This window comes from Streptomyces sp. NBC_01451 (assembly GCF_036227485.1).
In the GTDB taxonomy this organism is placed as follows: Bacteria; Actinomycetota; Actinomycetes; order Streptomycetales; family Streptomycetaceae; genus Streptomyces.
In genome coordinates this window covers 1,421,771-1,445,179 of the sequence record NZ_CP109479.1, presented here as the reverse complement: position 1 = coordinate 1,445,179, position 23,409 = coordinate 1,421,771, and the positions used below count along the sequence as shown (strand labels likewise).

Genomic DNA, 23,409 nt, shown 5'->3' with positions numbered 1-23,409 from the left:
CGTATCGGCGTGGGACGTGCGGGTTGCCGCCTGCGGGGTCAGGATCGTGTGTACGGCGGCACAGCCACGTCAGCGACTCGCCGAGCCGAAGACTACGTCCCCCGGGTTGCACCCGTCGCGGCAGGATCCCGGCGCGGAGGGACGACGCCGACTGCCGCTCACGTCACCCGTGAACAGCCGAAACGGATGCCCGATGCCGGAGACGGGCGTACTGGCGTACCGGGGCAACTGGGGTACCGGTCTCCTGGGGAGGAGCGGGTCACATGGCGTCGAGATAGTCCCGCAGGACCTGGGAGCGGGACGGGTGGCGCAGCTTGGACATCGTCTTGGACTCGATCTGGCGGATGCGTTCGCGTGTCACGCCGTACACCTGGCCGATCTCCTCCAGGGTTCTGGTCCGGCCGCCGGACAGGCCGTAGCGCAGGGAGATGATGCCGGCCTCCCGAGGGGTCATCTCCGCGAGGATGGACCTGATGGTCTCCTGGAGCAGCAGGAAGGTGACCATCTCCATGGGGGTGACGCTGTCCCGGTCCTCGATCAGGTCGCCGAGTTCGCCGTCGCCGTCCTCGCCGAGGGCGGTGTGCAGGGAGACGGGTTCCCTGGTGTAGGCGGTGAGTTCCGGCAGCCGTTCCACGGGGACACCCGCCTTCTCCGCGAGTTCCTCCGGTGTGGGTTCCGTCCCGAAGTCCTGGATGAGTTCGCGGCGGGTGCGGGCCACCCGGTTGATGACCTCCACCAGATGCACGGGGATACGAATGGTGCGGCCCTGGTCCGCCAGCGCGCGCGAGATCGCCTGCCGGATCCACCAGGTCGCGTACGTAGAGAACTTGAAGCCCTTCGCGTAGTCGAACTTCTCGACGGCCCGGATCAGGCCCGTGTTGCCCTCCTGGACCAGGTCGAGGAAGAGCAGTCCGCGGCCCGTGTAGCGCTTGGCGACGGACACGACCAGGCGGAGGTTGGCTTCGATGAGGTGGGACTTGGCGCGTTCCCCGTCCGCGGTGAGGAGTTCCAACTCGCGCCGGAGTACGGGGTCCCCGGGCGGGTCCGCCAGCAGTTTGTGCTCGGCGTACAGCCCGGCCTCGATCCGTTTCGCGAGGTCGACCTCCTGCTCGGCGCTGAGGAGCCGGACCCGGGCGATCAGCCGGAGGTAGTCCCGCACCTGGTCGACCGAGCCTCCCCCGGTGGCCAGCCGGGGGAGGGGAGCATCGCTCTCGTCCTCGGTGGCCGGGTCGAACACATCGGTCACCTCGGTATCGGTCGCCATCGTGCTCACTTCCTCTCCAGGAGTGCACGCAGGAACGTCCCTGTAGGAGAACGAGTCACCGCCGTCGCGTGTTCCGGAGTCTCCTGGGCAATCACCAGGCCGCCGACAGTCCCGCCCTCCGAGCTGATATCGATCACCCGTTCGATCCCAGGATACAGGGGGCCGTGAGGTTTCCGAATCGTTGTCGAATGTGGTGGGGCGGGAATTCATGTCCACGGATATGCGCCATTGTCAATTCCCCGGGGATTTCCCATTTCCCCGCTCCCTTCCCCGTTCCCGTCCCCGGGGAATTGCGTCAGGCGTGCCGCACCGGTGTGTCAGCAGTCGCGGAACTCCGGCGACTGGTTCAGGACCTGCGAGCGCGGCGAGGTGAAGCGGGCGTAGGTCGCGCCGCTCTGCGCGCCGGGGTGGAAGGCGGCGACCCGGTGGCAGTTCTGGAAGGCGAGCGCGATGCCGAAGTGCCGCTCCAGGCTGCCCCGGATCGCGTCGCTGGCCAGCGCGCGCAGCAGCTGACCGCGCTCCTTCTCGGTGGGCGGCGGCGTCTGGTTGTCGGCGAACTCCGCGGTGCCACCCTGGAGTTCGGCGGCGAGGCCGGCGATGAGGTCGTAGGCGTACGGGAGCGAGGTGCGGACGGTTTCGACGAATTCGTCCTCACGGATGTCACCCCGCTCGGCTTCGGCGAGGAGCTGGGGGGAGACGTCGAGCGACATGAGGGGGAGTCCTGTTCTTTCGTTCTCTTGCGTTCTCACCGGTGGCGCGTCTGCGTGGTGACCGGGGCGTGGGGCGTGGGGCGGGTGTCGGAGGCGTGGTGACTGGTGCGTGCCCGGGGTGCGGTCAGGCGAGGGCGGCAGGCCCGTGCACGAACTCCGGGTCAACCTGCTCGGCCAGGTCGAGGCCCGTCGCCCGGTCCGCCCATGCGCGGGCGTTGCGCAGATGGAACTCGACGGCGTGCCGCTGGAAGGTGGCCCAGTCCTTGGGGCGGGCATCGACCGCGTCCCGGAGCTGGTTCAGCGCGTGCAGGTTCTGCGGTTCCAACTCGCCCTGTTCGCGCCCCTGTTCGGCGGCGCGCACCCAACTGGACTGGACGAGATGGGTGAGCAGGTCGTCGCCGGTCTCCTCCTTGAGGAAGAGCAGGTCGTCCTCGCCGGTGACCTTGTTGCCGATCACCGCGAGCGGAATCCCGAACTCGCGGGCGTGGTCGCGGTACTGGCGGTAGACGGAGACGCCCTTGCGGGTCGGCTCGGCGACCAGGAACGTCATGTCGAACCGTGTGAACAGCCCGGAGGCGAACGCGTCCGCGCCGGCGGTCATGTCGACGACGACGTACTCGCCGGGGCCGTCGACGAGATGGTTGAGGTAGAGCTCCACGGCGCCGAGCTTGGAGTGGTAGCAGGCCACGCCCAGGTCGCTCTCCTCGAAGGCGCCGGTCGCCATCAGCGGTACGCCGCCCACGCGTTCGACGTGCCGGGAGTGGATCTCGTCGTCGCCGAGCGGGCGCAGCAGCCGTGAGCCCCGGCCGGCCGGGGTCGTCTTCACCATGGCCTCGCGCGACTCGATGCGCGGGTTGGTGCCGCGCAGGTAGTCCTTGATGTCACCGAGACGGGCGCTCAGCGGCGGCGCGGCGAAGGCCTCGCCGCCGACCGGGTCGAGGGCCTCGGCCAGGTGCTGGTTGATGTCGCCGTCGATGGCGACCACGGGCGCGCCGGAGCGTGCGAGATGGCGGGAGAACAGTGCGGACAGCGTGGTCTTGCCGCTGCCGCCCTTGCCGACGAACGCGACGCGCATCAGCGGGCCACTCCTGGTTCTTCGTCGGCCGCCTTCGAGGCAGGCGCCGCGCAAGCCATTTTGAAAATGAATGTCATGTGGCAAGTTTTTATGCGGAGCCCGGACCCCTGTCAAATCGACTCGCCCTCAACTGGGCCACGGGTGAGCGGAGTTGGCGACCGCTTGTTCGATCAACCTAAATGCATATGATGTGCAGGTGCGTGATTACTGCATCAGGGCGGCGACCCCCGGCGACCTCGACGGCGCGCGAGCCGTCATGCTCGACACCGTCTACCGCGACTTCGGAACGGGCTACGTGCCGCGCTGGCACGGCGACATCGTCGACCCGGCGTCCGCCTATCTCGTGCCCGCCCGCCACACCCTCCTGGTCGCGGTCGACGAACGTGACGCGAGCGTCGTGGCCACCGCCGCCCTCGACTCGCGCGGCCCCCTCCATCCCCCGAATCCGCGCGGGCTCGCCGAGCGCTATCCCTCGGGGAGCACCGCGCAGTTGCGCCGGGTGTACGTCCGCCCCGAGCACCGCAGGCGCGGCCTGGCCCGGCGCCTGGTGGCCGAACTGCTGGCCTTCGCCGCGGCCGACGGCGGCTACCGCTCCGTGTATCTGCACACGGACCCGGCGGTGGCCGGTGCCGAGGGGTTCTGGCGGTCGCTGGGCCGGATCGTGCACGACGAGCGTGAGGGTGCGGGCGGCGGGCAGAGCGTCGTGCACTTCGAGGTCCCGCTGGCGCGGTGATCGTCGGCGGTCGACCTGGGCTGGCTATTGGAAATGATTATCAGATAGTCTCCCGTTTCTGTGCGGCCCCCGTCCCTGTACGGCTGCTCCGTGCTGCCCACCCCCCTGAAGACCCTTACGGAACCGAGGACCATGCGCACCCCCCGCCGTCGCCGACTGCTCGTCGGACTGCTGCTCTCCCCGCTGCTCACCGGCTGCTTCGCCTCCGGCGGCGACGACGGCGACTCGTCGTCCGACGCCGGGTCGGGGTCCGGCTCCCGGCTGCGGGTCGCCCTCGCCTTCCCGCCCGCCGAGAACCTCTCGCCGTACGGTGCCGACGCCACCCTCCTCAGCCGCCTCGGCGTCACCGAGGGCCTGACCGCCCTGGACGCCAACGGCTCGCCCGCTCCCGCGCTCGCCGAGTCCTGGACCCGCGAGGACGACCGCACCTGGCTGTTCACCCTGCGCGAGGCCACCTTCCAGGACGGCACCGACGTCACCGCGCCCACCGTCGCTGCCGCCCTCACCCGGGCCACCCGGGCCGAACCCGAGCCCGCCGCCCTCACCGGCGTCACCCTCACGGCGAAGGCCACCGGTGACGGACGTGTGTCCGTCACCACCGCCGAACCCGACCCCGTGCTCCCGCTGCGGCTGTCCAGCCCCGGCCTCGCCGTCCTCGCGCCCAAGGCGTTCGTGAAGAAGGGCGTCGTCGACCCGGTCGGCACCGCCACCGGACCCTTCGAGCTGACGAGGACCACCGGCGCCACCGCGGCCACCCTCGACCGCTTCGACGACTACTGGGGCGGACGGGCCCAGTCCGCCGGGATCGACGCGCGGTTCATCGCCGACGGCACCGCCCGCGCCAACGCCCTGCGCACCGGGCAGGTCGACATCGCGGAATCGATCCCCGTCGCCCAGGCCGCCTCCCTCGACAGGGCGACCCGCCGCGAGACCGCCACGGCCCGCACCACCTCCCTGCACCTCAACACCAGGACCGGCGTCTTCAAGGACGCGAGGCTCCGGGCCGCCGCCCGCGCCGCGGTGGACACCTCCGCCCTCGCCGACGGTGTCCACGAAGGCCACGCCGACGCGGGCCAGGGCATCTACGGCCCGGCGCTCACCTGGGCCGAGGGCAAGCGCGTCCAGCCCACCGGACGCGCGCAGGCGACGGCGCCCGAGGGCGCTTCCGTCACTCTCGCCACGTACGACAACCGGCCCGAACTCCCGGAAGCCGCACAGGTGTTGAAGCAGCAGCTGGAGAAGGCCGGGTTCAGGGTGAAGCTGGAGGTGCGGGAGTACTCGCGCCTCGAAGGCGACGCGCTGGCCGGGAAGTTCGATGCCCTGGTCGCCGCCCGCAACACGATGCTCGACTCCGGCGACCCCGTCTCCGTCCTCGCCAGCGACTACACCTGCGACGGCGGCTACAACCTGTCCCTGCTCTGCGACCGAAAGGTCGACCGGGCCGTCGCCGAGGCCGAGGGCATCGAGGACACCGCCGAGCGGCAGGACGCGGCCATGGCGGCCGAGGCGCTCGTCCTCGGCGACGACGCCGTCGTCCCGCTGGTCCACCAGCGGATCATCACCGGCGTCGACGCCGGTGTGCAGGGCGTGCTCCTCGATCCGTACGAGCGCACGCTGGTCGGTACCGGAACGCGGCGCTGACCCGTGCGGAGCCGTGCGGGCACGCTTCTGTGGCGTGCCCTGCTCGCCGCGCTCCTCGTGTGCGGGATCGGTCTGCTGCCCTGGCTGACCCGCACCGATCCGGCGTTCACCGTGCTCAGAGCGCGGTCGGCGGAACGCGAGGCCACCCCGGCGGTGCTCGCCGACATCCGCAACCGACTCGGCCTCGACGCCGGCCCGTTGCGGCTGCTCGGGGACTGGCTCGGCGGGCTGCCGCGCGGCGACGCCGGGCGGTCCTGGATCTCCGGGTCCGAGGTCATGCCGGATGTCCTCCAGGCACTCGGCGCCTCACTGCTGCTGATGGCCGTGGCGCTGGCCATCGCCCTTCTCGTCGCCGCCCTGGTGTGCGCGCGGACGCTGCGCGGCGGCGGGCGGCGGCGCGGCGGCGGCAGCGGGTCGGCGATGGTCGCCGCGCTGCCCGAGTTCCTCACCGCCTCCGTGCTGGCCACCGTCGTCGGCGTCCAGCTCGGCTGGCTGCCGGCCCTCGGCTGGTACGGACTCCAGTGGACGGTCCTGCCCGGCCTCGCCCTCGGTCTGCCCGCCGGGGCGCTGCTCGGACGGCTCCTCGACGACCTGCTGCCCGGCGCCTTCGCCGAGCCCTGGGCGCTGGCCGCCGCCGCACGCGGCATCCCGGCCCGGCGCATCGCGAGCCAGGCCGTCCGGCGCTGTCTGCCCGCACTGCTCCCCAACGCCGGACTGTTCGTCGTCGGGCTGACCGGCGGCTCGGTCGCCGTCGAGCAGATCTTCGACATCCCCGGCCTCGGCCGCACCGCCCTCCAGGCCGCCATCGCCCAGGACCTGCCCGTCCTCCAGGCGAGCACCCTCGCCCTCGTCCTGCTCGCGGCCCTCGCGGCGGGCGCGACCCGGATCGCCGCCCGGCTGCTCATCGGCCCCGCCCTGCGCGACGGCGGCCTGTCCTCCCTGCACCGGCCCGCACCGCCCGCCCGCCGCACCCCGCCCCTGCTGTACGCCGGTGTGCTGCTCGGCGTCGTCGCCCTCGGCCTGCCGCGTGACCCGCTCGCGCTGGACACCCGGGCCCGGCTCCGACCCCCTTCCTGGGCGCACCCGTTCGGCACCGACGCCCTCGGCCGCGACGTCCTCGCCCGGGTCGGGCACGGCGCCCTCGACACGCTGCTGCTCGCCTCCGCGATCAGTGCCGCCGCCCTGCTGACCGGGCTGGTGCTCGGGCTGGTGCCCCGGCTGTCCGGACCGCTCGTCGACACCGTCAACGCGATACCGCCCGTACTCGCCGCGCTGCTGGTCACGGCGGTCGTGGGCAGCGGCGGGGCCACCCCCGCGCTCGCCGTGACCGTCGTCGCCTGGGCGCCGCTGGCCGCGCACACCGCCGCCCTGTTGCGCCAGGAACGGGCCACCCTGCATGTCACGGCCACTCGGGGTCTGGGCGCCGGCCGCTGGTACGTCCTGCGGCACGAGCTCCTGCCCGCCGCACTGCCCCCGGTCACCCGGCACGCCCTGCTGCGGCTGCCCAGTGTCGCCCTCGCCCTGGCCGCCCTCGGCTTCCTCGGCCTCGGCGCCCAACCGCCGTCCCCGGAATGGGGGTTGCTCCTCGCCGAGAACCAGCCGTACGCCGAACGCGCCCCCTGGGCGGTCCTCGCCCCCGCCGCCGTACTCGCCCTGCTCGGCGCCCTGGCCGTCACCGCCGCCGGCCTCGCGGTCCGGCCGCTCCGAAAGGTCGTGCGAGTTCCCGGACCGCGCCCGGAAGCAAGGGAGTTGGCCTTCCAGTGACCGTGCCCGCAACCGCAACCGCAACCGCCGTCGAGGACGAGGCGCCCGCCCGGATGCGGCTCTCGCCGCTGCTACGGCTGCTGATCCTCACTCAACTCGCCTTCAACGTGGGCTTCTTCGCCGTCCTGCCCTTCCTCTCCGAGCATCTGGGGCAGGCGCTCGGCATGGCGGGGTGGCTCGTCGGATTCGTTCTCGGGCTGCGCACCTTCAGCCAGCAGGGGCTGTTCGTGGTGGGCGGTGCGCTCGCCGACCGGTACGGCATCCGGCCGGTGGTGCTCGCGGGCTGCGCCCTGCGCGTCGCCGGCTTCGCCTGGCTCGGCTACGCCGACTCGACCGCGACCGTCATCGGCGCCGTCCTTCTCATCGGCTTCGCCGCCGCGCTGTTCTCGCCCGCCGTCGAGTCCGAGGTGGCCCGGCAGGCGGTGGTCCGGGAGGAGCAGGGCAACGGCTCGCGCACCCGGGTCCTCGCGCTGTTCACCGTCGCCGGACAGGCGGGCGCCTTCGCAGGGCCGCTCCTCGGTGGTCTGCTGCTGGCCGTCGACTTCCGGGTGGTGTGCCTCGCGGGCGCCGGAATCTTCGTCCTCGTCCTCGCCGGGCACGCCTGGCTGCTGCCGCAGCACATACCCGGCCGGGAGCGCGTAAGCGCGAAAGGGGGCGTGCGCGTACTGCTGCGCAACCGTCGATTTCTGGCGCTCTGCTCCGCGTACGGCGCCTATCTGCTCGCGTACAACCAGCTGTATCTGGCGCTCCCCGCCGAGGTGGAGCGCGCGACCGGCTCGCAGACCGCGCTGGCCTGGCTGTTCGCCCTGTCCTCGCTGCTCGTCGTGACCGCCCAGCTGCCGGTCACCCGCCGGGTCGGCGACCGGCTCGCCCTGCGCCGCTCCATGGTCGCCGGGATGCTGCTGATCTCCGCCGGGTTCGCGGTGGTGGCGCTGGCCAGGCCCGCGGGGTGGACCGGCACGGCCGGGCTGCTGCCCGCAGCCGGCTTCGTCGTACTGCTCACCTTCGGCCAGATGCTGGTCGCCCCCGTGGCCCGCGCGTGGGTGCCCGACCTCGCCGAGGAGGGCCGGCTGGGCCTCTACACCGGCGCCCTTTCATCGGTTTCCGGCCTGATCGTGCTGGTCGGCAGCTCGCTGACCGGCACCCTTCTCGACACCGGGCTGCCCGCGGCGGTGCCCTGGCTGGTACTGGCCGCCGTACCCCTGGCGGCGATCGCGGTGCTGCCGCGCCGGGCCTGAACCGTGGCCGGGGGAGCACCCCGGGAGTCTGGGCGGCACAGCCGTGGGGCATGCCGAATTGGTAGCGTCACACCACTCGCGCCGACAGGCACGGGTGAGCAACGAACGGCACCACTGAGCAGCACCGCCGACCGGCATCACAGAGCACGATCATGTACACGACCACCGATATGCGTACGCGCTTTCGTACAGGGGGGCCCATGGCCACGATTCGCAGGGCAGTCATTCCCGCCGCCGGACTGGGGTCCCGGCTGCTGCCGCTCACCAAGGCGACACCGAAGGAGATGCTGCCCGTCGGTGACAAACCCGTCATCGAGCACACCGTCCGGGAGCTCGTGGCCTCCGGCATCACCGACATCACCATCGTGGTGTCCGGCGGGAAGGGCCTGATCCAGGACCACTTCCGGCCCAACCCCGCGCTGGTCGACCAGCTGCGCGCCGACGGCAAGGCCGCCTACGCGGACGCCGTCGAGGAGGTCGGCGAGCTGTCCCGGCTCGGCCACATCACCTACCTCGACCAGCACGGCCCGTACGGCAACGGCACCCCCGTCCTCAACGCCGCCCGCAACTTCGGCGACGAGCCGATGCTCGTGCTGTGGCCCGACGACGTGTTCGTCGCCGAGGTGCCGCGCGCCCAGCAGCTGATCAAGGCGTACGAGGCGACCAACTCCCCGGTCCTCGCGCTGATGCCGATGGACCCGGGCGACTCGCAGCGCTACGGCGTCCCCGTCGTCAAGGAGGACCTCGACGACGGTCTGCTCCGCATCACCGGCCTGGTCGAGAAGCCCCGCCCGCAGGACGCGCCCTCCTCGTACGCGGCCATCGGCGGCTACGTCATCACGCCCGGCATCATCGACGAACTCCGCGACCAGACCAAGCGCTGGTACGACCACCGCACCGGCGAGGTCTACCTCACGGACGCCATCAACGCCTACGCCGCCGGCCGGGCCGTCTACGGCCAGGTGATCCACGGCCGCTGGTACGACACCGGCAACCCGCTCGCCTACCTCACCGCCCAGTTCGCGGCAGCGCTGAACGACCCCGAGTACGGGCCGCACCTGCGCCGCCTGGCGAAGGAGCTGGAGGGGGAGGAGACCGGCGGGGCCGAGTGACCCCCGGTCTCGACCCGGGGGCTCCGCCCCCAGACCCCCGGTCGCGCTGAACGCGCTCGTCCTCGAACGCCGGACGGGCTGGATGGTGCCGGGCGGCGCCGAAGAAGGCGGCTGGTCCAAGAGGCCCAAGGGCGCCGGCGAGCGGGCCGGGACGGGTCACCCCAAGTCGGCACACGGCCTGGCGTGACCCGTCGCGTCGTGCCGGTGTCCGGCCGTGGGAGGATCCCCGCACGATGAGCGCTTCCCCGGCGGTACGGAGTCTGCGCGCCGCGGTGTTCGCCGCGGTGTGCGTCCTGCTGGCCGCCGCCGCACACGGACTCGCGACCGGCGCCGCGCCGTCGGCCGAGGCGGACGGCGCCGGGTTCGCGGCCGTGTTCGCCGCCGGGTGGCTGCTCGGCGGCCGGGAGCGGTCGCTCCCGGGGATCGGCGCCCTGACACTGGTCACCCAGGCGGGGCTCCATGTCGCGTTCGGCGTGTTCGGGGCGGCGCGCGGCCGGGTCATGGCGCACGCGCACCATCCCGGGATGCGCATGCCCCACGCCCACCCGCACGCCATGAGCGCCCACGCCCTCTCCGCGCACGTCGTGGCCGCCCTGGTCGCCTCCTGGTGCCTGCGGCGGGGCGAGGCCGCGCTGTGGTCGCTGCTGCGCTGGGCGGTCGCCTTCGTACCGGGCCTCGCCGCCTGGTGGCGGGACGCGCCCGTCGGGCCGCCCCGTACGCGGCCGGGGCGCGTGCCGTCGCGGGTCGCCCGGCCGCGGCGGCTTCTCCTGCGGTACGCGGTGGGCGGTCGGGGACCGCCGACAGGGATTCCGTACACGCCCTGAAGTTCCCCGACACCAGCCACCAGTACGGAAGTACTGAAGTACGGAGTTCCGCCCATGTTCCCGACACGCATCACCCTGCGCCGCGCCGGCGTCGTCACCGGTCTCACCGCCGCCGGTGTCCTCGCCGCCGCGGGTGCCGCCTCCGCGCACGTCACCGTGCACCCCGAGAGCTACGCGAAGGGCGCCACGGACGGCGTCCTGACCTTCCGGGTCCCCAACGAGGAGGACACCGCGAGCACCACCGAGGTCCAGGTGTTCCTGCCCACCGACCACCCCGTCCTCGGCGTGCTGGTCACCCCGGAGGAGGGCTGGACCGCGAAGGTGACGACCACGAAACTGAGGACACCGGTCAAGACGGACGACGGGACGATCACCGACGCCGTCTCCGAGATCACCTGGACCGGCGGCCGGATCCGGAGCGGGGAGTACGAGGACTTCGACGTCGCGTTCGGCCAACTCCCCGACAGCACCGGTCAGCTGGCCTTCAAGACCCTGCAGACGTACTCCGACGGCAACGTCGTCCGCTGGATCGAGACGCCTCAGGCGGGCCAGGACGAGCCGGAGAACCCGGCGCCGACACTGAGGCTGACGGCGGCGGTGACCGCTGAAGAGGGTGCCGGTGCCAGTCCCTCGGCGGCTTCCGTGAAGAGCGACGCCGGCCGGGACTCGGACCCGGCCACTGACTCGACGGCTCGCGGGCTGGGTGTCGCCGGGCTCGTCGTGGGGGTACTGGGCCTGGCCGCTGCGGCGTTCGCGCTGGTCAGGACCCGGACATCACGTTCGTAGAACAGCAGTCGCGGGAATTGCGGCAGTCGAAGTGCCTGCGGTCCGCGCATCGCGCGCGGGCCGCACCTCAGCGGGAGACGGACTCGGGCACCAGGGCACGCAGCTGCTGCTCAACCGAGGCGATCGACGCGAGCGACGGGGCGGGCGCCGTGCGCGGGCGGGACGTGCGGTACAGCCACAGGATGTCCCGGCCGAACGACCAGACCAGTGTGCCCAGAGCCAGCGCGGTCACCGCCTGCGTCGCCGCGAGGGGCAGGTACCCGGAGGCGGCGAGCAGGAGCAGGATGCCCTGGAAGGCGGCCACGGTCTTGCGGGCGGTGCTCGGCGGCAGCGGGGCGTTCAGCCAGGGCAGGACGCGGGCGGCGGCGACGAAGGCGTAGCGCATACCGCCGATCAGCAGGACCCACGGGCCCAGCGACATCGACACGTACACGCTGAGCACCAGGATGAGGAACGCGTCGACCTCCATGTCGAAACGCGCGCCCAGCTTCGAGCAGGTGCCCGTGCGCCGGGCGACCTTGCCGTCCACGCCGTCGAGGATCAGGGCCACGGCCGCGAGCCCGACGAAGAGTGTGATGGGCGGCGAGCTGACGAAGGAGTCCGCGACCAGCGCCGTCACGCCGCCGACCAGGGTCGCCCGGCCGAGGGTGACCCGGTTGGCCGGGCCGAACGACTTCGACCCCGACCGGTGCAGCGCGCGGGACAGAACGGCCCAGGTGGCGATCGCGAACGCCAGTCCGGTCAGCCAGCCCGCGGGGCCCAGGCCGATCGCGGAGCCGAGCAGGACCAGCAACAGGACCTGCAGGCCCGCCCCCAGAGCAGTTTCCTGCTGAACCAGCCTCGCTTCGTACGTGTTGTTCAGGGCCACCGCGAGTCCTCCGCCGTATGTACAGAGTGGATCATGCCGCGTACTGTGCGCGGACTGTGCACCCCGCAGTACGTGAACAACTTCCCAAGCGTTCAGGAGGACTCCGATGAAGCGCGCCGCACGTGCTTTCTGGCTCGGTTCGCCGGACCACGGAGAGATCCGTGACGTCGAACTGCCGGCGCCCGGCGAGGGCGAGGTACTGGTCCGCACTCTGTTTTCCGGCGTGAGCCGCGGCACGGAGACGCTCGTCTTCCGTGGTGGCGTCCCGGTCAGCCAGTACGCGGCCATGCGGGCGCCGTTCCAGGAGGGCGACTTCCCCGGCCCGGTCAAGTACGGCTACCTCAACGTCGGTGTGGTGGAGGAGGGCCCGGACGCGTTGACGGGCCGTACGGTCTTCTGCCTCTACCCGCACCAGACGCGGTACGTGGTTCCGGTGGGCGCGGTGACCGTGGTGCCGGACGGGGTGCCCGCCGAACGCGCGGTGCTCGCCGGGACCGTGGAGACCGCGGTGAACGCCCTCTGGGACGCGTCGCCGCTCGCCGGTGACCGGATCGCGGTGGTCGGCGGCGGGATGATCGGCTCGTCGGTGGCCGCGCTGATCGCCCGGTTCCCGGGAGTGCGTGTCCAACTGGTGGACGCCGATCCCGGGCGCGCGAAGACCGCGGAAGCGCTCGGCGTCGACTTCGCGCTGCCGCAGGACGCCCTGGGGGAGTGCGACCTGGTCGTCCACGCCAGCGCCAGCGAGGCGGGACTGGCCCGCTCGCTCGAACTCCTCACCGCCGAGGGCACGGTGATCGAGCTGAGCTGGTACGGCGACCGGCGCGTCAGCCTGCCGCTGGGCGAGGCGTTCCACTCCCGGCGGCTCACCGTCCGCAGCAGCCAGGTGGGGACCGTGTCCCCGGCCGCGCGGCCCGGCCGCACCTACGCCGACCGGCTCGCCCTCGCCCTCGACCTGCTGGCCGACCCGGCGCTCGACGCCCTGATCACCGGCGAGTGCGCGTTCGGGGAACTCCCGGACGTACTGCCGAGGCTCGCCTCGGGGGAGCTGCCGGCGCTCTGCCACCGCGTCCGCTATCCGGACGCGGGCTGACGGATTCGCCCGACCTCCGAAAAAGTGGATCGGGCACATGAACAAGTCGTTGAACAAGCTGCCGTGGGTAGCCGTACTACTCGGCATGCCCCGGCAGCGATCAGCACGGGGCAAGACGCGCCGCACCTGGAGGGTCGTCCGTTGTTCAGCATCACCGTCCGCGATCACATCATGATCGCCCACAGCTTCAGCGGAGAGGTCTTCGGACCCGCCCAGCGCCTGCACGGAGCGACTTTCCTCGTCGACGCCACGTTCCGCCGTGAACAGCTGGACGACGACAACATCGTCGTCGACATCGGCCTGGCCACCCAGGAGCTCGGCGCCGTGGTGAGCGAGTTGAACTACCGCAACCTCGACAACGAGGCCGACTTCGCCGGCATCAACACCTCCACGGAGTTCCTGGCCAAGGTCATCGCCGACCGGCTCGCCACGCGGATCGAGAAGGGCGCCCTGGGTGAGGGCGCCCGAGGCCTGGCGGGCCTCACCGTCACCCTGCACGAATCGCACGTCGCCTGGGCCAGCTACGAGCGTGCCCTGTGACCGACACGACCCTCGACCGCGCGGTTCCCCTCTCCCCGGCGGCCACTTCGGCAGCCCCGGCCCAGGTACAGGTACAGGCTCACGTGCAGACCACGCTCAACTACGTGCCCGTGCAGAACGCGGCCCTCAAGAACGCGGCGATCATCCCCATGTCCCTGCGCTCCGTGCACTTCGTGATGCCCGGCGGTGTCGACGACCCGGCCAAGCCGAGCGGCGGCAACGCCTACGACCGGCGGATCAGCCTCGACCTCGCCGGTTTCGGCTGGCAGGTCCACAAGCACGCCGTCGACGGTGAGTGGCCCCGGCCCGGCGCGGACGCCCGCGCCGAACTGGCGCGGACGCTGCGCGACCTGCCCGACGGCACGGTCGTCCTGCTCGACGGCCTGGTGGCCTGCGGGGTCCCCGAGATCATCGTCCCGGAGGCCGAACGACTGCGTCTCGCCGTGCTGGTGCACCTCCCGCTGGGCGACGAGACGGGCCTCGACCCGGCCGTCGCGGCCGAGCTGGACGCCCTGGAGCGCACCACGCTGCGGGCGGTGCCCTCGGTGATCGCGACCAGCGACTGGGCCGTCCGGCGCCTCGTCTCCCACCACGGGCTCGCCCCGGACCGCGTGCACATGGCGGCCCCCGGCGCCGACATCGCCCCCCTCGCCTCCGGCACCGACGGCGTCTCCCGCCTCCTCTGCGTGGCCGCCGTGACCCCGCGCAAGGGCCAGCACCGCCTCGTGGAGGCCCTGGCCGCGGTGACCGACCTGCCGTGGAGCTGCGTCTGCGTCGGCGGGCTCGAACAGGACCCCGAGTACGTCGCCGAGCTGCGCGCCCTGATCGCCAGGCACGGTCTGGAGGACCGGCTGCACCTGGCCGGCCCCCAGGCGGGCGCCCAGCTCGACGCCAGCTACGCCGCCGCCGACCTGATGGTCCTCACCTCCTACGCGGAGACCTACGGCATGGCGGTCACCGAAGCCCTCGCGCGCGGCATCCCGGTGCTCGCCACGGATGTCGGCGGCCTCCCCGAGGCGGTCGGGCGCGCGCCCGACGGCGGCGTCCCCGGCATCCTCGTACCGCCGGAGAACCCGGCGGCGCTCGCCGCGGAACTGCGCGGCTGGTTCGGCGAGGCGGACGTCCGCCGACGTCTGAAGGCGGCGGCGCGAGGCCGCCGGGCGGCCCTGGACGGCTGGGCGGCGACGGCACGGAGCCTGGCCGGTGTGCTGGGCCGGATTCCCTGGGAACCCCGGAGGGCGGCATGAGGACAGCGACAGCGACGACGACGGGCGCCGACAGCGGGTCGGTCTCCGCGCGGGCGTTCCGCGCGGCTGCGCTGCGGAGTGCCGTCGAGGTGCGGGGGCCGATCGCCCCGGGCACCCCGGAGAGCGGCACCACCGAGGCGACGACGATGACGGCCCCGGCCGCTCCGGCGACTCCCATGGACGCCGACATCGAGCTGATCGCCGCCCGGGGACGCCGGGTGGCCGCGCTGCGGAGTGCCGTGGGCGCACTGGGGCGCAACCCCCGGGAAGCGAGGAACGCGGCATGAGGAAGACGACGATCACCACTTCGGCGGCGTCCGACATACAACGACGGGGACCGGTGACTCCGGTGGACACGAACGCCAAGCCCGCCGCCGGGATTCCGGCCCAGCCGACGCACCGGGACGTGAAGCCCGGCGCCGGTCCGGTGGGCCCGGGGGAACGGGGCACGGTCCGGCTGCGTGAGGCCGGACCCGACGACCCGCCCCGCTACGCGCCCGACTGGCTGGAGCTGCGCGAGGGCGCCGACGCCGCCGCGCGCGCCGTCGAACTCCTCGTCCCGCTGCGCGCCCGGCTCGCCGAGCTGCCCGGAAAGCCGGGCGGGCACGTCATCCACGACCTGGGCTGCGGCACCGGCTCCATGGGCCGCTGGCTCGCGCCCCGGCTCGACGGCGCCCAGCACTGGGTCCTGCACGACCGCGACCCCTACCTCCTGCACTTCGCCGCCGTGGCCTCCCCGCGCGCCGCCGCCGACGGCAGTCACGTGACGGTGGAGACACGGCGCGGAGACGTCGCCCGGCTGACCGCCGACGCGCTGGCCGGTGCCTCGCTGGTCACCGCGTCCGCGCTGCTGGACGTCCTCACCCGTGAGGAGGTCGACGCCCTCGCCACGGCCTGCGCGGGCGCCGGCAGCCCGGCCCTGCTGACCCTCTCCGTCGCGGGCCGCGTGGAGTTCGGCACCCCCGACCCGCTGGACGGGGACATCGCCGACGCGTTCAACGCCCACCAGCGACGGGCGGGCCTGCTCGGCCCCGACGCGGTCACGGCGGCCTGCGAGGCCTTCGACCAGCGGGGCGCCACGGTCCGCGTCCACCCGAGCGCCTGGCACCTCGGCCCCGTGGAGGCCCCGCTCACCGCGGAGTGGCTGCGCGGCTGGGTCGCGGCGGCGGTGGAGGAACGCCCGGCACTGAAGTCCCGCGCCGACGCCTACCTCGCCGAGCGCCTGGAGGCCTGCGCGGCCGGGGAGCTGCGGGTGGAGGTCCACCACAGCGACCTCCTGTCCCTGCCGAGGCCGACGGACGGGACGACCTCATGAGCGTGCCGACGCTGGACGTGACCCGTAAGGGGCGCGGGGCTGTGTCGATCAGCGGCTCCGGCGCGATGGGGGTCCCCCCGTCCGAGCGAAGCCGAGAGTGGGGGAGCGACCAGCGCCCACCGGCCCGCGGCGTACGAACAGCCGTACATCCTCCGAGGCGCTCCGCGTCCGCCGGCCGCGCCGGAGTGATCGGCTTCGTCGGGCCCCGGGCCGCCGCCCCGCAGACGCCCACCCCGAACCGTCTCCGCCGCGTCGCCAAAGGCATCCGCCCCCACCTGGGCACTCTCGCCGGAACAACGATTCTCGGCGTGCTCCTCTGGCGCCTCGGCACCGGCGTCTTCCTGGACGGGCTGCGGCGGATCGACGTACCGATCCTCTTCGTGGGCCTCGGGATCGGGCTGCTCACCACCGTGTTCAGCGCCTGGCGCTGGGCCCTGGTCGCCCGGGGGCTGGGGATCAAGCTGCCCCTGGTCCCCGCGGTCGCCGACTACTACCGCTCGCTGTTCCTGAACGCGGCCCTTCCCGGCGGCGTCCTCGGCGACGTGCACCGTGCGGTGCGGCACGGGCAGAGCGCCGGTGACATGGGGCGCGGGGTCCGTGCGGTCGTCCTCGAACGGGTCGCCGGGCAGATCGCGCTGATCACCGTCGGCGGAGTGGTCCTGCTCACCCAGCCGTCGCCGGTACTGGCCGAGGCCCGCCGGGTCGCCCTGATGGTGGCCTTCGTCGCCGTGGGCGCCGTCGCGATCGTCGTCGCCGTCCGGATGAACCGTGCCCCGAGTGCGGCGGCCCGCCGGGCCCGCGCCCTGCGCGCCACGCTCACCGAGGCCCGCGGCGCCCTGCTCTCCCGCGAGAACCTGCCGGGCGTGGCGCTCTCCTCCGTGGTCGTCCTCTCGGGCCACCTCGGGATGTTCGTGGTCGCCGCCAGGGTCGCCGGATCCCGCGCCACCGTCGCCGAGCTGCTGCCGCTGGCAGTACTGGCGCTGCTGGCGATGGGGGTACCGCTGAACGTCGGCGGCTGGGGCCCCCGCGAGGGCGTCACCGCCTGGGCGTTCGGCGCGGCGGGGCTGGGCGCCAGCATGGGGCTGAGCGTCGCCGTCGTGTACGGCGTGCTGAGCTTCGTGGCCGCCCTGCCCGGCGCGGTCGTCCTGGTCGTCCGCTACTTCTGGTCCCCGGCGTCGGCACCGGCAGTGGCCCCGGCAACGGCCTCGGTGAGCATCGAGAAATACGCCCCGAAGGACTCGGCGAAGCTCGCCAGCAACGCCTTCCCCTTTTCGGCGGAGCCCAGCGAAGGACGGCCGATGACACCGGAATCGGTGTAACCGGCCATGCCGAGGGTCAGAAGATGCCGACGGTCGTCGGCGACGAAATCAGCGGTCTCATAACCGGGACGGAGCAATTCAGGATGAGCGTGCAGCAGGATGGAGGTCTCGATTTCCCCCGCGTGCATGTCGGTGAGCAGCGAGGTCACCACTCCGGCCCGCTCGCGCGCCGTCTCCCAGTCCTCCGCGGCCGGGAACAGCGCCATGCGCTCACCGCGCGCGGAGGATTCCTGAACGACGTTGCCCAGTACGTAGTTTCCGCCGTGTCCGTTGACGACCACCAGGGCGTCCACGCCCGAGCGGCGCAGCGATTCGGCGATGTCCCGTACTACCGCGTGAAGGGTCACGGAGGAGATGCTGACGGTTCCCGGCCACTTGGCGTGCTCATGCGAGCATGCGATGGTCACCGGCGGAAGGAGGTGCACCGGGTATGCGGATGCGATCTCCCGGGCAATGGCACAGGCGACCAGGGTGTCGGTCGTCAACGGAAGGAAGGGACCATGCTGTTCGAAGCTCCCGACCGGAAGAACGGCGACCTGCGTTGAGACGCCGGCGGCTCGTGTCCGTACGTCTTCCGTAGTGTCCACCGGCAACAGGCCGCCGGTCGGCAACGCTACGGACGCCGTCGACCGTATTCCCGAATCATCCATGTTCTCCCGGCCTTTCGTCTCTGCTTAGGAACCAGATCATGACAGAAAAAATTGGCGTACTCGGCAAAGCCTCCCAGGCCTCGGGAGTGGAACGCGTGGTGAATGCGCCGTTGCCCACCGTGTACGGCGATTTCCAGGCGGTCGGATACATGGACCACGATCGCGGTGACGAGCAAGTGGCGCTGGTCTACGGCGAGATCACCGAGGACGACGTTCTCACCAGGCTGCATTCCGAATGCCTGACCGGTGACGCCTTCGGCTCCCAGCACTGCGAATGCGGCGACCAGCTCGACTCCGCGCTGCGCGCGATAGTCGCCGAGGGGAGCGGCATTCTCGTCTACCTCAGAGGGCATGAGGGCCGGGGCATCGGGCTGCTCGCCAAGCTGCGCGCGATGCAGCTCCAGGCGGAGGGCCTGGACACCGTGGAGGCGAACCTCGCGCAGGGTCTGCCGGTGGACTCCCGTGACTACGGCGTCGCGGCGGAGATCCTCCATGACCTCGGTGTCCGTTCGGTGCGCCTGATGTCCAACAACCCGCGCAAGCGCGAGGCGTTGCTCCGCCACGGCATCAAGATCGCCGAGGACGTGCCGCTGCTGATCCCGCCGTGCGAGAACAACATCACCTACCTGCGGACCAAGCGCGAGCGCCTCGACCACGTCCTGCCGCACCTCGACGCGGTGGCGCACTGGTCCTGACCTGACCGGGAGACCCGGCCGGGAGTCCCGATCAGGGGGCGTACGTCACTCGGACGCGCGCGGGGGGTGCCAGCAGCCCCGATTCCGGAAAGGAAGAGGGAATGACCGACGACGTCCTCTTCCTCTCCCGGGACCAGGTGACGGCTCTCCTCGACGCCGACACGGCGATCGCCTCGCAGCGCGCGGCTTTCGGCGCGTTGGGCGCGGGCGGCGCCGGTACGCCTGATCTGCCCGGGAAGATCATGCATCCCAGCCGCTTCGACGACAGTGTGGTCTTCGCGTACGTCTCCCGGCTGTCCCGGGACACCGGCGCGGTGGCGAAGTTCGGCAGCGTCAACCCCGGCAACGCGGCGGCCGGCCTGCCGACCGTGCACGCCGTCATCACCGCCCTCGACCCGGTGACGGGCGAACTCGTCGCCCTCATGGACGGCACGGCGGTCACGACCCTGCGTACGGCCGCCGCCAGCGCCGTGGCCTTCGACGCGCTGTCCACGGCCGACAGCGCCGAACTGGCCCTGATCGGCTCGGGCACCCAGGCACTCGCCCACGCCCGGGCCGTCGCCCGGGTCCGCGACCTGAAGTCCGTACGGGTGTGGAGTCCGAACCCCGAGCGGCGCACGCGGGCCGCGGAGCTGCTCGCCGCCGAACTCGGCATCGCCGCCGAGGCGACCGGCACCCCCCGGGAGGCGGTGACCGGGGCATCCCTGGTGGCGGCCTGCACCCTCAGCACCACCCCCGTCGTGCGCGGCGCATGGCTCACGCCCGGGTGCACGGTGATCAGCGTGGGGTCGTTCGAGCCGACCCGCAGCGAGGTGGACGCCGATGCCGTACGGCGGGCGGCGGCCGTCGTGGTGGACGACCCGGGGACCGCGGCGGAGCACGCCGGACCGGTGGTCGACGCGTTGCGGGACCGGCTGCTGGCCCGCGAGGACCTGATCGGGCTCGGCGACGTCCTCACGGGCGCGCGGACAGCCCGCACCGGCCCGGACGACATCGTCTTCTACAACAGCGTGGGGCTCGGTGTGCAGGACGCCGCGGCGGCCTGGGCGGTCGTCCACGCGGCACGCGGGGAGGGGCGATGACCGTGACACGGGCGGACGTGGTCGTGATCGGCGGCGGGGTGATGGGGACGAGCATCGCCTACCAGCTGGCCCGGGCGGGCGTACGGGACGTGGTCCTCGTCGAGCGTGACGAACTGGCGTCCGGGTCCACCTCGCGCGCCGCCGGCGGGGTCCGGGCGCAGTTCTCCGACGAGCTGAACATCCAGCTCGGGGCGCGGAGCCTGGAGGCGTTCGGGCGGTTCGGGGAGGAGATCGGGCACGACATCGGACTGCACCGCGTCGGCTACCTCTTCCTCCTCTCCACACCGGCGGACGTCGCGTCCTTCGAGGCGGGGGTCGCGCTGCAGAACGGCCTGGGCGTGCCGAGCAGGATGCTCACCCCGGCCGAGGCACACCGCCTCTCCCCGCTGATCAGCACCGACGGTCTGCTGGCGGCGGCCTACTCGCCCGACGACGGCCACTGCACCCCGGAGGCGGTGGTCCACGGCTATGCCGCCGCCGCCCGCCGCCACGGCGCGACCGTCCTGCGCCACACCGAGGTCACCGGCATCGAACGCGACGGCGACACCATCACGGCCGTCGTCACGGACAAGGGACGGATCGCCACCGGCACCGTGATCTGCGCGGCCGGTGCCTGGTCACGGGCGGTCGGCGCGATGGCGGGCGTGGAACTGCCGGTGGACCCCCTGCGCCGCCAGATCGCGGTCACCGAACCGGTCCCCGGACTGCCGCCGGCGCTTCCCATGACCATCGACTTCAGCAGCAGCCTCTACTTCCACACCGAGGGACCCGGCCTGCTCCTCGGCATGTCCGACCCCGACGAGACGACCGGCTTCGCCACCGACACCCACGACCGCTGGATCCCGCGCCTGTACGAGGCGATGGAACACCGGGCGCCCGCCCTGCTCGACCTGCGCCGCACCGGCGGCTGGGCAGGCCTGTACGAGATCACCCCGGACCACAACGCCCTGATAGGGGAGGCGAGTTCACCTTCCCGCTTTCTCTACGCGACAGGGTTTTCCGGCCATGGTTTCCTCCAGGGGCCGGCGGTCGGCGAGGTGGTCCGCGACCTCTACCTCGGCCACGTACCCTTCGTCGACATCAGCCCCTTGAACGCCGGCCGTTTCGCGGCCGATGCCCTGCGCCCGGAGGTCAACCTCGTATGACCGAGCTCCACTTGTGGCTGCGCCACGAGACCCGTACGACAGAACGCCGCACCCCCGTCGTCCCGTCCGACGCCCGGCGGCTCGTCGAACAGGGGGTACGCCTGACCGTCGAGGACTCCCCGCAGCGCATCTTCCCGACCGGGGAGTACGAGGCGGTCGGCTGCGGTGTCGCTGCCGCCGGGTCCTGGGTCTCCGCGCCCTCCGACGCGGTGATCGTCGGCCTCAAGGAACTCCCCGACCAGCCGGGCGAGTTGCGTCACCGGCACATCTACTTCGGGCACGCCTACAAGGGCCAGCCGGGCGCGGCCGAGCTGCTGGGCCGCTTCGTCGCCGGGGGCGGGGCGCTGCTCGACCTGGAGTATCTGGCGGACGACCAGGGGCGCAGGCTGGCCGCCTTCGGCTACTGGGCCGGATACCTGGGGGCGTCCCTCGCCGTGCTCCAGCACCGGGGCAAGCTGTCGACTCCGCTGCTTCCGACCACCAAGGAGGCACTGGAGGCCGAACTGAGGGCACCGGGGACACGGATGAGCGCGCTGGTGATCGGCGCCCTGGGCCGCAGCGGCCGGGGTGCGCGGGTCGCACTCGACGAGGCCGGGGTGGACCCCACCTGCTGGGACCTGGCCGAGACGCGGAATCTGGACCGGCCGGCCCTGCTGGCCCACGAGTTGCTGGTCAACACCGTCCTCACGACCCGCCCGGTACCGCCCTTCCTGACGGACACGGACCTGGACACACCCGGCCGCCGCCTGCGCACCCTCTCGGACGTCACCGTCGACGTCGGCTCGCCCATGAACCTTCTCCCCGTGTACGACACCGCCACCACCTGGGACGACCCCGTGCGGCGGCTGCGCGACGAGCCGCCGCTCGATCTGATCGCCATCGACAACCTGCCGTCCCTGCTGCCCCGCGAGGCGAGCGCGGACTTCTCGGCCGACCTGGTGCCCCAACTCCTCGACTTCGAGGTGGGCGGCGCCTGGGGGCGCTGCCTGGAACGGTTCGACGAGACGTGCCGTGAACTCGGCCTGGTCAAGGCCGAGTCGGGAAGTTCGGCAAGTGCGGGAAACTCCGGAAACGAAGGGGGAACGGGCGCATGACCGACACGGTTCCCGCGAGCGGCACCGTCCACTGGATCGGCGTGGGCCTGTCCACGGGTGGCGGACTGGCCGCGCTGTGCGACAGCGACGCCGTGCGCCACGTACGGGTGTGGCACCGCACGGAGGACCGCGCGGCCGAGGCGCTGGCCCGGCTGGGTCTCACCGGCCGTGCCGAACCCCGCGCCTACACCCTGCCCGCGCTCACGGCCGAGCTGGCCCCCGGAGACGTCGTCGTCTCCATGCTCCCCGCACCCGGGCACGCCCCGCTGCTGGCGGCCTGCGTGCGGGGCGGGGCCCACTTCGCGTGCTCCAGTTATGTGTCGGAGGCGGTACTCGAGCACGTGCCGGCGGCCGAGGCGGCCGGTCTGGTCGTTCTCACCGAGTGCGGGCTCGACCCGGGCATCGACCACCTCTTCGCGCACAGCCTGGTCACCCGCGCCGAGCACGCGATCGGCGCCGGCACGCCGGCCTCGTACCGCCTCACGTCGTACTGCGGAGGCATCCCCGCGGTGCCCAACGACTTCAGGTACCGGTTCAGCTGGGCGCCCGCCGGTGTGCTCAATGCCCTTCGCTCGCCCGCCCGTTACATCGAGGACGGCGTCGAGACCGTCGCCGGGAGGCCCTGGGAGGTCACGCGTTCGCAGGACATCGACGGGGAGACCTTCGAGGTGTACCCGAACCGGGACAGTGTGCCGTTCGTCGAGCAGTACGGACTGCCGACGGCCTGGCAGGCGCGGACCTTTGTCCGGGGCACCCTGCGCCTGGACGGCTGGCTCAGCGCCTGGACCTCCGTCTTCGACGAGCTGAAGGCCGGTGACGACGAGCGGATCGGCGCCCTGGCAAGGGAGTTGGCGGCGCGCTACCCGACGACCGACGCCGACCGCGACCGCGTGGTCCTCGCCGTCTCCCTGGAGGTGGAAGCGGATGCGGAAGCGGACGTGGAGGGGTTGGGGGAGGGGGACCCCGATTCCGGGCGCCGGCGGAGCTGGTCCGGCCGCTGTCTCCTCGACCTGGAGGGCGACGCGGCCGAGAGCGCGATGGCCCGGTGCGTCTCCCGCACGCTGGCCCTGGGGGTCCGGCACATCCTCGACGGCTCGCTGCCGCCTGGCCTGAACCGCGCCGCCGAGACGGCACGGCGTTCGGAGGAATGGCTGAGTGAACTCGGCGGGGAGGGAATGGAGTTCAGGCTCACCGTCGGCTGACGGCGGCGCGCTCCC

General features: G+C 72.5%; 21 protein-coding genes and 2 pseudogenes. 18 read left to right on the top strand and 5 right to left on the bottom strand.

Features of this window, described 5'->3' with window-relative positions; all coding sequences use genetic code 11:
- Nucleotides 1-259 precede the first annotated feature (259 nt).
- From OG595_RS06270 to OG595_RS06260, 3 genes and pseudogenes are all read right to left on the bottom strand, one after another.
- Nucleotides 260-1,303, bottom strand: a pseudogene (locus OG595_RS06270) (RNA polymerase sigma factor); the annotation flags it as partial.
- Between the two features lie 278 nt (nt 1,304-1,581).
- Nucleotides 1,582-1,974, bottom strand: a complete 393-nt coding sequence (locus OG595_RS06265) for an SCO5389 family protein (RefSeq protein ID WP_329268730.1) — start codon at nt 1,972-1,974, stop codon at nt 1,582-1,584.
- A gap of 124 nt (nt 1,975-2,098) precedes the next feature.
- Entirely contained in the window at nt 2,099-3,049 is a 951-nt protein-coding gene (locus tag OG595_RS06260; RefSeq protein WP_329268729.1) for an ATP-binding protein, read from the bottom strand.
- 196 nt (nt 3,050-3,245) lie between these two features.
- Here OG595_RS06260 and OG595_RS06255 point away from each other — a divergent pair, with 196 nt between their 5' ends.
- From OG595_RS06255 to OG595_RS06225, 7 genes are all read left to right on the top strand, one after another.
- Nucleotides 3,246-3,782, top strand: coding sequence for a GNAT family N-acetyltransferase (locus OG595_RS06255; protein WP_329268727.1), 537 nt, complete (start codon nt 3,246-3,248; stop codon nt 3,780-3,782).
- 132 nt (nt 3,783-3,914) lie between these two features.
- Nucleotides 3,915-5,423, top strand: a complete 1,509-nt coding sequence (locus tag OG595_RS06250; protein ID WP_329268725.1) for an ABC transporter substrate-binding protein — start codon at nt 3,915-3,917, stop codon at nt 5,421-5,423.
- 3 nt (nt 5,424-5,426) lie between these two features.
- On the top strand, nt 5,427-7,187 hold the full coding sequence (locus OG595_RS06245; protein ID WP_329268723.1) for an ABC transporter permease subunit: 1,761 nt from the start codon (nt 5,427-5,429) through the stop codon (nt 7,185-7,187).
- Nucleotides 7,188-7,240: 53 nt separating this feature from the next.
- Entirely contained in the window at nt 7,241-8,425 is a 1,185-nt protein-coding gene (locus tag OG595_RS06240) for an MDR family MFS transporter (RefSeq protein WP_329282683.1), read from the top strand.
- A gap of 200 nt (nt 8,426-8,625) precedes the next feature.
- A complete protein-coding gene (locus tag OG595_RS06235; RefSeq protein ID WP_329268722.1) occupies nt 8,626-9,537 on the top strand; it encodes a UTP--glucose-1-phosphate uridylyltransferase in 912 nt (303 codons plus the stop codon).
- Nucleotides 9,538-9,770: 233 nt separating this feature from the next.
- Nucleotides 9,771-10,361, top strand: coding sequence for a hypothetical protein (locus OG595_RS06230; RefSeq protein ID WP_329268721.1), 591 nt, complete (start codon nt 9,771-9,773; stop codon nt 10,359-10,361).
- Between the two features lie 54 nt (nt 10,362-10,415).
- The gene (locus OG595_RS06225; RefSeq protein ID WP_329268717.1) at nt 10,416-11,147 is read left to right on the top strand and encodes a YcnI family protein; all 732 of its coding nucleotides are present in this window, start codon (nt 10,416-10,418) and stop codon (nt 11,145-11,147) included.
- A 67-nt stretch (nt 11,148-11,214) separates the two neighbouring features.
- Here the strand turns inward: OG595_RS06225 and OG595_RS06220 are convergent, their stop codons facing one another.
- A complete protein-coding gene (locus OG595_RS06220; RefSeq protein ID WP_329268715.1) occupies nt 11,215-12,015 on the bottom strand; it encodes a CDP-alcohol phosphatidyltransferase family protein in 801 nt (266 codons plus the stop codon).
- A 106-nt stretch (nt 12,016-12,121) separates the two neighbouring features.
- Here OG595_RS06220 and OG595_RS06215 point away from each other — a divergent pair, with 106 nt between their 5' ends.
- From OG595_RS06215 to OG595_RS06190, 6 genes and pseudogenes are all read left to right on the top strand, one after another.
- The gene (locus tag OG595_RS06215; RefSeq protein ID WP_329268714.1) at nt 12,122-13,105 is read left to right on the top strand and encodes a zinc-dependent alcohol dehydrogenase; all 984 of its coding nucleotides are present in this window, start codon (nt 12,122-12,124) and stop codon (nt 13,103-13,105) included.
- Between the two features lie 141 nt (nt 13,106-13,246).
- Nucleotides 13,247-13,645 carry a 6-pyruvoyl trahydropterin synthase family protein gene (locus OG595_RS06210; protein WP_329268711.1) on the top strand — a complete coding sequence of 133 codons (399 nt, stop codon included), beginning with the start codon at nt 13,247-13,249 and terminating at the stop codon, nt 13,643-13,645.
- A gap of 83 nt (nt 13,646-13,728) precedes the next feature.
- Nucleotides 13,729-14,892, top strand: a complete 1,164-nt coding sequence (locus OG595_RS06205) for a glycosyltransferase family 4 protein (protein ID WP_329282682.1) — start codon at nt 13,729-13,731, stop codon at nt 14,890-14,892.
- Complete coding sequence (locus tag OG595_RS06200; protein ID WP_329268708.1) at nt 14,889-15,179, top strand: hypothetical protein; 291 nt, start codon at nt 14,889-14,891, stop codon at nt 15,177-15,179. Before OG595_RS06205 ends, OG595_RS06200 begins: the two co-directional genes overlap by 4 nt.
- Nucleotides 15,176-16,207, top strand: coding sequence for a methyltransferase domain-containing protein (locus OG595_RS06195; RefSeq protein WP_329268705.1), 1,032 nt, complete (start codon nt 15,176-15,178; stop codon nt 16,205-16,207). The genes OG595_RS06200 and OG595_RS06195 overlap by 4 nt, the downstream gene beginning before the upstream one ends.
- Nucleotides 16,204-17,283 (top strand): annotated as a pseudogene (locus tag OG595_RS06190) (lysylphosphatidylglycerol synthase transmembrane domain-containing protein); the annotation flags it as partial. The gene OG595_RS06195 and the pseudogene OG595_RS06190, both read left to right, overlap by 4 nt.
- A gap of 80 nt (nt 17,284-17,363) precedes the next feature.
- Here the strand turns inward: OG595_RS06190 and OG595_RS06185 are convergent.
- Nucleotides 17,364-18,176, bottom strand: a complete 813-nt coding sequence (locus OG595_RS06185) for a creatininase family protein (RefSeq protein ID WP_329268704.1) — start codon at nt 18,174-18,176, stop codon at nt 17,364-17,366.
- 38 nt (nt 18,177-18,214) lie between these two features.
- Here OG595_RS06185 and ribA point away from each other — a divergent pair, with 38 nt between their 5' ends.
- The 5 genes from ribA (at nt 18,215) to OG595_RS06160 (ending at nt 23,394) form a co-directional block, all read left to right on the top strand.
- Nucleotides 18,215-18,871: a GTP cyclohydrolase II gene (gene ribA, locus OG595_RS06180; RefSeq protein ID WP_329268702.1), complete on the top strand. Its 657-nt coding sequence runs from the start codon at nt 18,215-18,217 to the stop codon at nt 18,869-18,871.
- Nucleotides 18,872-18,972: 101 nt separating this feature from the next.
- The gene (locus tag OG595_RS06175) at nt 18,973-19,953 is read left to right on the top strand and encodes an ornithine cyclodeaminase family protein (protein WP_329268701.1); all 981 of its coding nucleotides are present in this window, start codon (nt 18,973-18,975) and stop codon (nt 19,951-19,953) included.
- On the top strand, nt 19,950-21,098 hold the full coding sequence (locus OG595_RS06170; protein WP_329268698.1) for an NAD(P)/FAD-dependent oxidoreductase: 1,149 nt from the start codon (nt 19,950-19,952) through the stop codon (nt 21,096-21,098). The genes OG595_RS06175 and OG595_RS06170 overlap by 4 nt, the downstream gene beginning before the upstream one ends.
- Nucleotides 21,095-22,192: a saccharopine dehydrogenase gene (locus OG595_RS06165; protein WP_329268696.1), complete on the top strand. Its 1,098-nt coding sequence runs from the start codon at nt 21,095-21,097 to the stop codon at nt 22,190-22,192. The genes OG595_RS06170 and OG595_RS06165 overlap by 4 nt, the downstream gene beginning before the upstream one ends.
- Nucleotides 22,189-23,394, top strand: coding sequence for a saccharopine dehydrogenase family protein (locus tag OG595_RS06160; protein ID WP_329268694.1), 1,206 nt, complete (start codon nt 22,189-22,191; stop codon nt 23,392-23,394). Before OG595_RS06165 ends, OG595_RS06160 begins: the two co-directional genes overlap by 4 nt.
- Nucleotides 23,395-23,409: the final 15 nt, after the last annotated feature.